Origin of the sequence: Limimaricola variabilis, from assembly GCF_034371605.1 — a bacterium.
Lineage (GTDB): Bacteria > Pseudomonadota > Alphaproteobacteria > Rhodobacterales > Rhodobacteraceae > Limimaricola > Limimaricola variabilis.
This window is the reverse complement of the sequence record NZ_CP139691.1, coordinates 879832-893332: the sequence shown is the minus strand read 5'-3', so window position 1 is coordinate 893332 and position 13501 is coordinate 879832. Positions and strand designations below refer to the sequence as shown.

Here is a 13501-nt window from a genome sequence, read left to right as displayed (position 1 = left end):
CGAAGGAGGGTGGGCTCTCATCCGATCGAGTGCGATCCGCCGGCAATTCGGCAATTCGCATGAATGGGGGCCGTGGCGGTGGCCCCAACGACGAACCGGCCGCGCCTTTCGCGCGGCCGGTCCCGTTCTGCCTGACGTGGGATGGCTCAGAAGAGGGTGTCTTCGACTGGTTGCGGGACGCCGAGGATCTCGCCGCAGTCGAAGCCCGCATAGCCCGCGGACTCGCGCGTATGACGCGTCTCGGCGTCTCCCGAGCTTTCCTCGATGATCCGCAGCATCACCGCGTCCGCGTCCATCTGTTCGGTCCGCAAGGTCGCCGTGTCGCGGCCGAACGTGGTTTGGAGATCGGTGATCATCGCGAAGGCCTCGTCCTCGAAGGCGCCGGCGAAATCGATCTGGCTGCCCCTGTGGTCGACCGCGCGTCCCGTCGAGCCGGCCACCGCGCCGGACTGCGCATTGCCGCCCGTCTCCAGGGCGATCCAGTCGACGCTTTCGGCTTGGGGCGCCGTGGAAGCTCCTTCTTCGGCGACCAGCCGGGTGCGGAAGCCGTCATTCGAGACCGACCTGATCTGATCGGAGACCGCCCCGGAATTGGCGTCGCCCGACGCCTGGGCGAAGACCACGGGCGCGGCGCCGAACTGGTCGGGCGCGAAGGTGACCTCGTTCCAATCGCCATCCGAGGTCGTGCGACCCGCGCTGATCGTCCGGCCGTCTTCGAGAACATGAGTGCCGCGCTCGAGCGCCACCCAGCTGATCGCCTCCTGCTGGTGGCGGCCATCGAGGTAGTCCCATTCGTCGATCTGGTATTCGAAGCCGGTATCGGACACGTCCCTGACCCGGACGCTGTACGGGTCTGACCCGTTTCCGGTCGCGCCGCCCATCACCACCGAGGGGTTGTCGAGCGGCGTCGCAAAGTCGACGCGGTGCCAGGTCTGCGCGTCGCGCTGATCCGCGACCGCGACACCGGCCTCACCGATGACCCCGTCGCCGCCGGTTACAACCGGGTTGGCGGCCGGGAGGTCTACCGGGGAGGAGGCCGCCAGATCCGCAGCTGGGGTCGGGGTGTCAACGGTTGCGGGGGACGTGTCGACGGGCTCCGCCACAGCCTCGACGGGCTTCGCCACAGCCTCGACGGGCGCCGCCTGCTCGGGCGTGAACATCACGTCGACCCAGTAGTTGGACGCGTTGTAGCTCTGGTTGGGGAAGTTGCCGCCGTTGCCATAGCTGTAGACACCGGCGCTCTTGTCGACGCTGATCGGTCCGGCGTCGAACGCGCCGTCGAAAAAGCCGGTCTGCGCGGCATAGTCACCCGAAGCGGTGAAGTAGGAGCCGACATAGGTCGTGCCCGCCTCCAGCGCCACGGGGGCGTCGAAGCTGACCTCCTGCCAGCCGCCGGACGGCGTTTCCTGGGCGTTGGCGGTCGCGATGAGGTTGCCCTCCGCGCTCCACAGGTTGATCGCTTCGAGGCCGGTCGCGCCTTCGCCGCGATAGATGCGTAGCCCCTCGATCTCACCATCGACATCGGCGGTGAAGCGCAGGCCAACCTCGACCGCGCGCTGGTCGCCATGGGCGTTCTGCGGCTGGACCGCCGCGGTGTCCCACAGGCTGAACGCTTCGCCATCGGCGGCCGGAATCTCGGTCGCGGGCTGCTGCGGCGCAGGCTCGGGCCGCGGCTCGGGGTCCGGCTGAAGCTCGGGCTGAGGCTCGGGCTGCGGGGCAGGCTGGGGCACGGGCTCCGGCAGCGTTTCGGGTTGCGGCTGAGGCTCGGGTTCCGGCTGAGGCGCAGGCTGCTGCGTGGGCGCGGAGCTGCCAGATCCCAGCTCATAGGCACCGAGATCGACGCGGCCCTCGACGCGGGCGGTATCGTCCAGATCGAGCGTCGCCAGACCATAGGCAGACGTCCCCGCGTCGATCGCGGGCGAGTCGTTCGCGAGGCGGAAATCGACCGGCGGGTTCACGAGGCCCGGATCGACGCCGAGCAAGTTGCCGTCGGCCGCGCTCGGCATGGCGTTGTTGCCGTCGGTGCGCACCGAAGCCTGACCCTCGGTGCCGTTGAAGCTCAGGTTGTTCTTGAAGACGACGTCGTTGCTGTAACCGCCATAGGAGGTGTTGTCATAGGCGGTGTTATTCGGATTGACCGACGGATCGGCGATCGCGATGTTGTTGACGAAGACGTTGTCGCTCGATTGCGAATTGCTGATCTCGCCGCGCCAGGTGCCGGTGTTCAGATTGTCCTGGTTGTTGTGATAGGCGGTGTTGCCGCGCACCGTGACGCCGTCGCTCCAGACGACCTGGATGCCCTTGCCACCGTTCTCGTAGACCAGGTTGTTCTCGACCAGGGTCGGGAAGTTGTAGCTCGGATAGCCGGCGGTCTGGGTGCTTTGGAAGTCATCGATGATGATGCCGTTGCCGTCGGTGTGCTGACCGGTCTGCGTGACGTTGTCGTAGGAGACGTTGTCGCGGACGATGGTGCGGAACCCGTCGGTCGAATTGTCGCCGGTGATGTTGCGGTTCTGGTAGATCGAGATCCCCGAGAACCAGCCGTCGCTGGCATTGCCGTAGGTGGTGTTGCCCTCGACGAGGATGAAGTCCGACCAGTTGAACTGGATGCCTGACTCGCCGCTGTCATGGACGATGTTGTCCAGCACCTCGATGTGATGAACGTTGTTCGCCTCGATGCCGTCACCGCCATTGCCGGTGATGTCGAAGCCCTGGATCGTGACGTAGTTGCTGTTCACGTTGACAGCGTTGTACGCGTTCGAAGGCGGCCGGATCAGGGCCGTGCCCGGCTCTTCAGCACGGATCGTGACGTTGCCCGCGGCGGAGCCGCCGGTGTTGATGTTGAGCTGCTCGTTGTAGGTGCCTGCACGGACGACGACTTCGTCATTGGGTTGGAGGCCCGCATCCAGGGCCCGCTGGATGGAGCGGAAGGGGGACGCTGAGCTGCCATTCGCATTGTCGTTGCCGGTCGTGTCGACGTAGTAGATTGCCATGTCGTCTTTGCCTCTGCTTGGGTCGTCGTCCCCGATTTGCTCGAGGATCCAAGCAGGTCGTACCCAAACCGATCGACTCGCGGCATCTGAGGGGAAGAGGCTAAATTGGGCAGCAAGCAACAACGTGCCGATCAGGATTGCGGCGAATCTTTTCCACTCAGCTGCAGACATGACAAAAATCCCGTTCGCACATGGGCTTGCGGCATGGGCGGATAATTGCCGCATGACCGAGTCGTCGTGGCAAACCGCCTCGGCCGGCTCTTCCCCCATTTCGGCGCTTCAGCAGAAGATGCGCGATTTCAGTCGCTTGTCTGAATCGCCCCTGTAATGCGCTAACATGGCGGAGAACCGCCATTTTGACGTGACGGGGCGAAATCGGGCGATTGAACTGTCCGTTTGGATTGCAGGAACGGCCGAAAATACCCCTAAAGAGTTAATCAAGGCGCCTCCTGTACTTCGATCTGCGGGGGTGCTGCGAAGCCTCTGAGGCCGGTTCGCTGCAGCGCAAGCAGGTATAGGTACCCGGGCACGACCCGAACATATCGCCGCCAAAGTCGCTTCGGCTCCCTTGTTAGCCGATAAAGCCATTCCAGCCCCCGTTGCTGAACCCAGCCCGGCGCCTGAGGGGTGTTCCCGGCGTGAAAGTCGAAGGCGGCGCCGACCCCGATCAGCATTGGCGCGGTTAGCCTTTCGCGCATCCGCGCCATCCAGAGTTCCTGTTTCGGCGCGCCAAGCCCGACCCAGATCAGATCCGCATCCGCCGCGTTGAGGTCCCGCGTGATCTTGTCCTCCTCCTCCGGGGTGAGGGCGCGAAAGGGGGGCGCGATCCGGCAGACGATGGTTGCCGCGGGCGCCAGCTCCTTCAACCGGTGCTCGAGCTTGGTCAGCGTATGCTCTGTCGTGCCATACAGCGCGTGCCGCAGCCCCGGCTCCCGCATCAGCTCGAGCATCAGGTCGGGGCCATAGACGCGCCCGGCCTCAGTGTGACCCTGCCGCCGCAATTCCCAGACCAGCGGCATGCCGTCGGGGGTGACGAGAAAGGCCTCGTTATAGGCGCGGCGCAGCTCCGGCATCGATTGACTGTCGACGAGCCCATGCGCACCGCACAGGCAGACATAGCCCCGTCGTCCGGCACGTATCGCCGCCGACAGCCGGGCCGTCGCGCTTTCGAGGTTCAGCGCCGAAACCTTGACGCCGAGCAGGTTGATCTCGCCAGGAGAGGCCGGGGCCGAAACGGGCGTCGCACCTGTCATTCGCATCGTACCAATCCGTCTTGGAGCATTCTGCACATCATCGTGGCGCGGGGAGGCGGGGCGGCGCATCTGTCTCAATGGGTGTCGCGCTACCGCAATTCGGACATGAACCGCCTTGAAGGCGACGTGCCTTTGGGTGACCGTGAAGGCTGGTATCTCCACCCAGCGCGGCGAAAGTTGCTGCCGGTCGTTGCCCAAGTCGTGAATGGGGGTGACGGAAATATTTCGGGTTTGCCGAGGGTGAGGCCGTGGGTCATGAGGTCAGCGCAGAAGCAGGCTGCGCCGATCGGCTGGAGCAAAACTTTCGATTAAGTCATTGATTGTAGGTCTGGTCGACCTGCCTCGAAACGCGCTTTCCATGAGACTCCGTGCTCATGGCCCATCACTACCACCCGCATCCTTTCGTGAAGGGGCTGGCCCGCGCCGCGGCCGCGCGCTAGGTCCGGGGCTGCGCAGCGGAGGAGCATCATGCAACGCATCGCCATCGGCGCCCGACCGGATTTCGAGGAAAAGGCCCGCGAGGCGGGCTTTACCTTCCATCACATGCATGGCGAGCCCTACTGGGAGGAAGAGACGGTCTATGCCTTCGACCTCGCCGAGGTCGAAGAGGTGATCGAGGATCCGGCGACCGAGCTGCACGGCATGTGTCGCGAGGCGGTGGATCATGTGCTGCGCTCCGACGCGCTGATGGAGCGGCTGGCGATCCCGTCGGCGCTGCGCCGCTTCGTGATCGAGAGCTGGGAGAGGGACGAGCCCGAACTCTATGGCCGCATGGATCTCGCCCATGACGGCGAGGGACCTGCGAAGCTCCTGGAATACAACGCCGACACGCCGACCGCGCTCTATGAGAGCGCGGCGTTTCAGTGGCAGTGGCTGGAGGACATGCTGGCAGCGGGGCGTCTGCCGGTAGGCACCGACCAGTTCAACGGCCTGCACGAGGCGCTGGTGGCGCGGCTGGCCGAGATCTTCGCGCCCGACACCGACCTGCATTTCGCCTGCTTCCCGGACAATCCCGAGGATTACGCCACCACCGAATACATGGCTTGGGCCGCGCGCGAGGCAGGGCTGGGTGCGCATTTCGTGCCGATCCCCGAAGTCGGCCTGACCGATGCCGGCCAGTTTGCCGATGGCGAGGGCCAGGTGATCGGCGCGATGTTCAAGCTCTACCCTTGGGAAGACATGCTGCGCGATGATTTCGCCGAAGCCCTGCCGGGGGCGCAGTGCCGGTTTCTGGAGCCGCCATGGAAGGCGGTGCTGTCCAACAAGGGCATCCTGCCGGTGCTGTGGCAGCTGTTCGAGGGCCACCCGAACCTTCTGCCCGCCTGGTTCGAGGACGAGGCCGACACGCCTGCCGCCCGCGCCGCGTTGGCCGGCGGCCATGTTCGCAAACCGCTCTTTTCGCGCGAAGGGGCGAGCGTCGACATCGTCAGCCCCGATGGCGGCGAGCGGTCGCCCGACCGCAGCTATGACGCGCATCCGGCGATCCTGCAGGCCTATCACCCGCTGCCTGTCATGGACGGCATGCACCCGGTGATCGGCGCCTGGATCGTCGGCCGCGCCTGCGTCGGCATGGGGCTGCGAGAGGATCGCGGCCGCATCACCCGCGACCTGAGCCGCTTCAAGCCGCATTTCATCCGGGCCTGAGCCCCGAGGAGGACCGCCATGAGCCAGACATCCGCCGCGACCCCGGCCACCACTTCCAAGCGTTCCCGCCATGTGCGCATTGCGCTTCTCGGCGCGGCCGCCTTCAGCCTCGCGGCCTGCCGCGAAGAGGATGTGCCCTCGGCCGCGTTCCCGACGCTCGATGCCTGTCTCGAGGCGGCGGCGGGGCCCGGCACCTGGGTTACCGAGGAAAGCTGCGAGGAGGGCTTCGGCCAGGCGCTCGAGGCGCATGTCGAGACCGCGCCGCGCTACGACGACCAGACACTGTGCGAGGCCGAGCATGGCGGTGAATGCGTCGCCGAGGAGCGGCCCGGCGGCGGCGGATCGATCTTCCTGCCACTGATGGCGGGCTACCTGATCGGCAACATGCTGGGCGGGCGCGGTTCGATGGCGCAGCCTTTCTATGGGCGGTCTTCCGGCGGCTTCGCCACGCCGGGCGGCACCGTACTCAACCAGGCGCGGGGTACCACGTCGCTCAGCCCCAACGCCTTCCGGGCCGGCACGCCGACCCGCACCGCCGCGCCGATGACGCGCGCCACGGTCAACCGCACCGGTGGGTTCGGAGCCACCCGGACCGGCACCGGCGTGCGCAGCTTCGGCGGCTGAGAGGCGCGCGCGCGACGATTTCGGGGCGCATGCGCGCTTCGGGCGAACAATGGGCCCGATCCGCGCGGACTGATCGCCACTAAGCAACTACAATTGCGGCAATAAATGGGCGCATTGGGGCATGGCCGTGGCCTGCTTCAGTGTGCCGTATTGTTGCGAAATCGGCATCAAAGGATTCTGGCGTACGGCGTGATGCCCTAGTTTTTTATGGGTATTCATTTCTGATCGGCCGAGGGTGTGGGCGTTATTCGTCAACAATCCCGCGCGGGCCTATACGAATGCGCCTCAATGGCGGCCGTCTCTCGCCTCCGTTGGACCACCTTTCCGCCACTTTTTCCTTTGTCGACCGCTGGTGGCGAGATAATTATGGCTCAACCCCGGCACGGGTGGCCCAGAACGGATGACGGGTCGCAAGGCAACTACCGGGTCCAGTCTGCATGCGACCCGTGGGGGGAACCAGCAGCATAGAGCATGGCTCGCAGCCCGAGCCGGTGCCCCAGGGCACCAGCCCGCCGATCGGCGGGACCGGGCGCGGTCGGTCTGAACGGAAGCGGGGCAGGCGACGCCCGCGGTAAGGAGACGAAGCATGGCGGGCAAGCGGTTCGACGGAACGCCGGGGAACGACACCTATTACGGTGGCGATGGCAATGACGAGATCTTCGGCGGCGCGGGCAACGACAAGCTCTACGGCAATGCAGGCGACGACTGGATGGATGGCGGCGAAGGCTGCGACGAGGTCCATGGCGGCGACGGCAACGACCACCTGACCGGCGACGCCTATGACACCCTCTATGGCGGCGACGGCGCCGACACCTTCAAGCCGGGTCGCGGCGGCGTGGTCTATGGCGGCGGTGACGGCAGCCTCGGCGATGTCGACACGCTGGACCTGCGCGGCATGGGCAACCTCTACGCCAAGGACATCGAGCCCGATGGCGACGGCAACGGCTCGAACGGTTGGATCCAGTTCCTCGACGAGGACATGAAGCCGACCGGCGAAAAGCTCTATTTCTACAACATCGAGAAGTTCCTGAAGGACAACCAGGGCGACAACCGCGCCCCGGTGGCCCGTGATGACAGCGCCTCGACCGAGCGCGACATGGCCATCAACATCGACGTGCTGGCCAATGACAGCGACCCCGATGGCGATGCCCTGCGGGTGAGCGAGGTCTGGGCCGATCATGGCGAGGTCTATGTCGACGAAGACGGCTCCCTGCGCTACACGCCCGAGCCGGGCTTCACCGGCGACGTGACCATCTCCTACAAGGTGACCGACGATCGCGGTGGTTTCGACGACGCCACGGTGGCGCTGCGGGTGCAGTGCCCGACCGGGCCGGACGGCATCGTTGAGGGCACGATGGGCGACGACCTCATCGATCTCGCCTATGACGGTGATCCCGAGGGCGACCGGGTCGACAATGGCGACGCCATTCTGGGCGACGACGCGCCCGATGACGACCGGATCGAGGCCTACGGCGGCGACGACACCGTAAAGGCCGGCAAGGGCGACGACCTCGTCTATGGCGGCGCGGGCAACGACACGATCTACGGCGAGGACGGCGACGACGACCTCTACGGCGATGGCGGCCGCGACACGCTTTATGGCGGCGCCGGCAATGACCGTCTCGATGGCGGCACCGGCGGCGACGAACTCTATGGCGGCGCCGGCGACGACGAGCTGATCGGCAGCCGCAATGGCGACAAGCTGTTCGGCGGCGAGGGCGACGACAAGATCGACGGTGGTGCCGAGAACGACGTGATCCTGGGTGGCACCGGCAACGACGTGATCCATGGCGGCGACGGCAATGATCGCATCGACTCGAGCGATGGCGACCGCGAAGCCGATCTCGACCGCTTCGACAACCCCTATCCGGGGCTCGGCCGCGACGCCGATCCCTATGACGACCGCGACACCGTCTATGGCGGCGCCGGGGACGACATCATCCACACCGGTGACGACCGCGACACGATCTTCGGCGGCACCGGTAACGACCGGATCGATGGCGGCATCGACGACGACCTGATCCTCGGCGAGGAGGGCGATGACACGCTCACCGGCGGCGAAGGCAACGACACCGTCTTCGGCGGCGATGGCGACGACGTCATCCGCGGCGGCCTCGACCCGCGCTTCCCCGACAGCCTCAACATTCGCGACGATCGGGGCGACCGCGTCACCGACAACGGCCGCGACGAGCTGTTCGGCGGCAAGGGCAACGACACGATCCTCGGCCAGGACGATGACGACACCATCTTCGGCGGCGATGGCGACGACTATCTCGACGGCGGCATCGACGACGACACCATCTTTGGCGGGGCGGGCGACGACCGGATCATCGGCGGGCAGGGCAACGACCTGCTGTTCGGCGATGACGATCGCGACTACTTCGTCGGCGGAAATGGCGGCGATCGGGTGATCGGCGGCGAGGGCGGTGACGACTACGACACGCTCGATCTGTCGGGCACCGATGTCGACCGCATCGAATACACCTCGGACGACCGCGAGGACGGCATCGTCTACTTCAAGGACGGGACCACGCTCCGCTTCGAGGAGATCGAGAACGTCGTGCCCTGCTTCACGCCCGGCACCGTGATCGCGACCCCGCGCGGCGAGCGTCTCGTCGAGGAGCTGCGCGAAGGCGACCGCATCATCACCCGTGACAACGGCATTCAGGAGATCCGCTGGGTCGGCCACAAGCAGGTCGGACCGGCGCAGTTCCTGACCAGCCCGCACCTCAAGCCGGTGATGATCCGCGCGGGCGCGCTGGGCAACGGCCTGCCCGAGCGCGACATGATGGTCTCGCCGAACCACCGGGTGCTGCTGACCGGCGACCGGGCACAGCTCTACTTCGAGGACAGCGAGGTTCTGGCCGCGGCCAAGCACCTCGTTGGCTCGAAGGGCATCCATTCGATCGACGTGTCGCGCACCAGCTACATCCACTTCATGTTCGACCGCCACGAGGTCGTGCTGTCGAACGGCGCCTGGACCGAGAGCTTCCAGCCCGGCGATCACACGCTCAAGGGGATCGGTGCCGAGCAGCGGGACGAGATCTTCGAGCTGTTCCCCGAGCTGCGCCAGCGCGCTGGCATCGACAACTACCGCGCGGCCCGCAAGGCGCTCAAGCGGCACGAGGCGCGGCTGATGGTGGTCTGATCGGCTACTTTTACCAGTACCTGGGGGGTTAACCGGTTTTGCTTGGTGCCGGGCGGGGAGGTTTCACCTCTTCGCCCGTTTTTTTGTCGCGGGTGCCTCGCGGATCGGTAGGGCAACTCCGAAACTTCTCGTTCCGGCAGGACGTTGGTGGGGCAAGGCGCGGATCGCGCCGTCATCGGATCGGCCGCGCCGTTCCACAAGCCGGAGAGCCGATGTTCGCCACCACCCTGCGCAAGATCCACCGCCTGTCCCGCCGCCTGTGGGTGCGCGTGGCGCTGATTTCCGGCATGGCCTTCGTGGCGCTGGGTGCGGCCAAGCTGTTCGGGCCGATGATCCCCGATGGGTTGTCAGAGGCGATCGGGGCCGACGCGCTGAACCGGTTGCTCGACATCATCTCGACCTCGATGCTGGCGGTCACCACCTTCTCGTTGTCGGTGATGGTCAGCGTCCACCAATCAGCCTCGTCGCGCTGGACGCCGCGGGCGCATCGGATGCTACTGGCCGACACCACCACGCAGACCGTGCTCGCCACCTTCATCGGCGCCTATATCTATTCGCTGGCCGCGATCATCCTGCTCTCCACCCCCTATTATGGCGAGAAGGAGATCGTGACGCTCTATCTCGCGACGCTGGCGGTTCTGGTGCTGATCGTCGTCGTCATATTGCGCTGGATCCTCCACCTGCAGGCGCTGGGCAGCCTCGTCGACACGACCGTACGGATCGAGCGCGAGGCGGTTCGTGCCTTCGAGGCACGGATGGAACGGCCCTGCCTCGGTGGACATGCGCTGAAACAGGAGGACATTCCTGGCACCGCACGCCCGATCCGGGCCAAGCGGACGGCCTATATCCAGGCCATCTACGAGGACAGCTTGCAGGCCGCGGCCGAGGAACATGACGGGCGGGTCTATCTCGACGCGCCGATCGGGCGCTTCGTGCATCGCGGCGAGGTCATCGCCCACATCGAGGGTGGCGGCGAGGCGCTCGAAGAGGCCGTGCGGGGCGCGGTCCACATGGGCGAGCTGCGCACCGTCGAGCAGGATCCGCGCTTTGCCCTGATCATGCTGTCCGAGGTCGGCAGCAAGGCGCTGTCGCCGGGTATCAACGATCCGGGGACGGCGATCGACGTCATCGGCCGGATCGGCCGTGTCATCGGCGGGTTTCGCGACGAGATGGCGCATGGCCGCGACGCGCCGATCCATGACCGGCTCTGGGTCGTGCCTCTCGATCCGCTCGATCTGATGCAGGACGGCTTTGGTGCGATGGCGCGCGACGGCGCCACGCAGGTCGAAGTGCTGATCTCCATGCTCAAGACCCTGACCGCGCTGCAGGACCATCCCGACACCGGCATCGCCGCGGCGGCGCGCGAGATGGCGCATGAGGCGCTCGAGCGCGGTCGGGCCGCGCTCGAGTTCGACCGTGACCGCGACCGGCTGGCACGCGCCGCGCCCGAGATCGCGGCGCGTGGCCGGATCAGGGAATGATCCGGCTGTACTTGGTGCCTTCGAGCGTCGCGCCGACCCGCAGCCCGGTCTGCGCGAACACCACCGCGATGACCGGCGACAGCGAGGTGGTGGTCTCCGCCTTGAGCATCTCGCCGCGATCATTGATCGCGTATTCGATGTCGGCGCCGGCGGCCCAGCCCGGGGCACGGCGGAAGTCCGAGAGCGCCTGCTCCGTCATGAAGAACAGCACGTGGCTGAACTGCTGCGCGCCGATCTGGAAGCCGGCGCTCGCGGTCGTGGCCGAGTAGTAGTCGACCACGCTGCGCCCCACCAGAAGCGCGCCGCGCCCATAGGCGCCGCCCAGGCCGAGCCCGACCTCGGTGACCAGAGGCATCACCAGCATGCCGCGCGACTGCGCCGCCAGCTCGCGTGTCCCCGGATACTGGTCGAACATGTGATCGAGCGTGCTCTGTACGCGGGCGTCGATGCGCGATGCGCCGTCGCTGCCCACACCGTTGCCGCAGGCCGCCACCAGGCCGGTGGCGCCCAGGCCGAGCACAAGGCTCCGCCGTGTCGTCTTGTCCATGTCGCTGCCCCTCATGCAATCCATGCCGCCCTTGTGACCGGGCGATCGGGGCGACCATAGGCCAGCCGGCCCGGCCTGTCATCCGCCGATGGCGCAGGGGCAGGCCGGGCGGCCGGGTTTCGCGCGATGATCAGCCGTTCATCAGCCGCGCGGCACGCGGTGCGAAATAGCTCAGCACCCCGTCGCAACCGGCCCGGCGGAAGGCCAGCAGGCTTTCCATCATCACCCGGTCGCCATCGAGCCAGCCTTGGCGCGCCGCACCCTCGATCATCGCGTATTCGCCCGACACCTGGTAGGCGAAGGTCGGCACGCCATAGGCGTCCTTCACGCGGGTGCAGATGTCGAGATAGCTCATCCCCGGCTTGACCATCACCATGTCGGCGCCCTCGGACAGGTCGCGGCCGACCATGCGCAGCGCCTCGTCGGCATTGGCGGGGTCGATCTGGTAGGTCTTCTTGTCGCCCTTGAGGGCGCCGGAGGCGCCGACCGCGTCGCGGAAAGGGCCGTAGAAGGCGCTCGCGAATTTCGCGGCGTAGCTCAGGATCGCGACATGGCCGTGACCCTCGGCCTCGAGCGCGGCGCGGATCGCCCCGATCCGGCCATCCATCATGTCCGACGGGCCGAGGATGTCGGCCCCGGCGCGAGCCTGCGCCAGCGCCATCTTGACCAGCGCCTCGACCGTGGGGTCATTGACGATCTCGCCATCGACGACGAAGCCGTCATGGCCGTTGGCGTTGTAAGGGTCGAGCGCGATGTCGGTCATCAGCGCCATCTCGGGCACCGCATCCTTGATCGCCCGGATCGCGGTGTTGGTCAGGTTGTCGTCCGACCATGCCTCGGCGCAGTCCTCGGTGCGGCTCTCGGGGCCGGTATAGGGGAACAGGCACATCGCCGGGATGCCCAGAGCATGCGCCTCGCGCGCCGCCGTCACGGCGCGGTCCACCGTCAGCCGCGACACGCCCGGCATCGAGGCGATGGCGCTCTCCTCGTCGCGCCCGGCCTGCAGGAAGATCGGCCAGATCAGGTTGTCCGGCGTCATCGCCGTCTCGCGGGTCATGGCGCGCAGCGCGGCGCTGCGGCGAAGCCGGCGCGGACGGGACAGCGGGTAGGGGGCGGCATAGGGCTGCATGGCGACGCCTTTCGTGCGGGGCATTCATATCACATCACGGGGGTGGCACGGTTTGCCGCAGCCTACAAGGCTGGGCATCGGCAGGGCCCGGCTCTAGGCTGCGCGCAACGCCAAGACCCGGATGACGCCCCCCCGTGACACTGACCCAGACTCTCTTCGAAGTGATCGACATGCGATCCTTCTCCAATCTCTGGTTCTGGATCATGCTGGCACTCATCTGGTCCGGCGCCAGCCACCGCGTGCTCGGCGTCCCCTTCGACATGGTGGCGCGCGCGCGCCGCTTCGGTGGTCAGTCGGAGCGCGACCTCGTCGACCTGGTGCGGATCAACGTCAACCGGCTGCTGCATGTCGGGCACGTCGCCGGCAGCTGGCTGATCGGCGTGGTGGCCTTCATCCTGTCGTCCCTGCTTCTCTTGGGTTTCTGGTACGGTATCGAGTTCGCGCAGGCGGTCGCTCTGTTGGCCCTGCCGCTCAGCGTGGTCGGCGCGATGAGCTTCGCCACGGCCCGGCGCATCGCCCGCGAGCGGCCCGAGGCCGAACTGCTGTGCAAGCGGCTGGCGCGGCACCGGTTCTGGGTCCAGCTCATCGGCATGGTGTCGATCTTCGTCACCGCCATGTTCGGCATGTACCAGAACCTTTCGGTGGCGCCGGGGTTCTGACCCCGCGGGGCGCTTGACAGCAC

Annotated in this window: 9 protein-coding genes; 5 read left to right on the top strand and 4 right to left on the bottom strand. The window is 66.7% G+C overall.

Annotated elements, in window-relative coordinates; all coding sequences use genetic code 11:
- Positions 1–146 precede the first annotated feature (146 nt).
- A complete protein-coding gene (locus tag T8T21_RS04400; RefSeq protein WP_322336962.1) occupies positions 147–3164 on the bottom strand; it encodes a DUF4082 domain-containing protein in 3018 nt (1005 codons plus the stop codon).
- Positions 3165–3430: 266 nt separating this feature from the next.
- The gene (locus T8T21_RS04395; protein ID WP_322336961.1) at positions 3431–4315 is read right to left on the bottom strand and encodes a WecB/TagA/CpsF family glycosyltransferase; all 885 of its coding nucleotides are present in this window, start codon (positions 4313–4315) and stop codon (positions 3431–3433) included.
- A 399-nt stretch (positions 4316–4714) separates the two neighbouring features.
- Here T8T21_RS04395 and T8T21_RS04390 point away from each other — a divergent pair, with 399 nt between their 5' ends.
- The 4 genes from T8T21_RS04390 (at position 4715) to T8T21_RS04375 (ending at position 11143) form a co-directional block, all read left to right on the top strand.
- The gene (locus tag T8T21_RS04390; RefSeq protein WP_322336960.1) at positions 4715–5890 is read left to right on the top strand and encodes a glutathionylspermidine synthase family protein; all 1176 of its coding nucleotides are present in this window, start codon (positions 4715–4717) and stop codon (positions 5888–5890) included.
- Between the two features lie 18 nt (positions 5891–5908).
- Positions 5909–6514: a DUF1190 domain-containing protein gene (locus tag T8T21_RS04385; RefSeq protein ID WP_322336959.1), complete on the top strand. Its 606-nt coding sequence runs from the start codon at positions 5909–5911 to the stop codon at positions 6512–6514.
- 586 nt (positions 6515–7100) lie between these two features.
- Positions 7101–9662, top strand: coding sequence for a Hint domain-containing protein (locus T8T21_RS04380; protein WP_322336958.1), 2562 nt, complete (start codon positions 7101–7103; stop codon positions 9660–9662).
- Positions 9663–9874: 212 nt separating this feature from the next.
- The gene (locus T8T21_RS04375; protein ID WP_322336957.1) at positions 9875–11143 is read left to right on the top strand and encodes a DUF2254 domain-containing protein; all 1269 of its coding nucleotides are present in this window, start codon (positions 9875–9877) and stop codon (positions 11141–11143) included.
- On the opposite strand, the gene T8T21_RS04370 is transcribed toward T8T21_RS04375, so the two are convergent.
- Positions 11133–11690 (bottom strand): lipid-binding SYLF domain-containing protein, encoded by a 558-nt coding sequence (locus T8T21_RS04370; RefSeq protein ID WP_322336956.1) that lies wholly within the window; start codon positions 11688–11690, stop codon positions 11133–11135. The two genes, T8T21_RS04375 and T8T21_RS04370, sit on opposite strands and share 11 nt — an antisense overlap.
- A 130-nt stretch (positions 11691–11820) precedes the next feature.
- Positions 11821–12819 (bottom strand): porphobilinogen synthase, encoded by a 999-nt coding sequence (gene hemB, locus T8T21_RS04365; protein WP_183469732.1) that lies wholly within the window; start codon positions 12817–12819, stop codon positions 11821–11823.
- 134 nt (positions 12820–12953) lie between these two features.
- On the opposite strand from hemB, the gene T8T21_RS04360 reads away from it, so the two are divergent.
- A complete protein-coding gene (locus tag T8T21_RS04360) occupies positions 12954–13478 on the top strand; it encodes a component of SufBCD complex (RefSeq protein WP_322336955.1) in 525 nt (174 codons plus the stop codon).
- Positions 13479–13501: the final 23 nt, after the last annotated feature.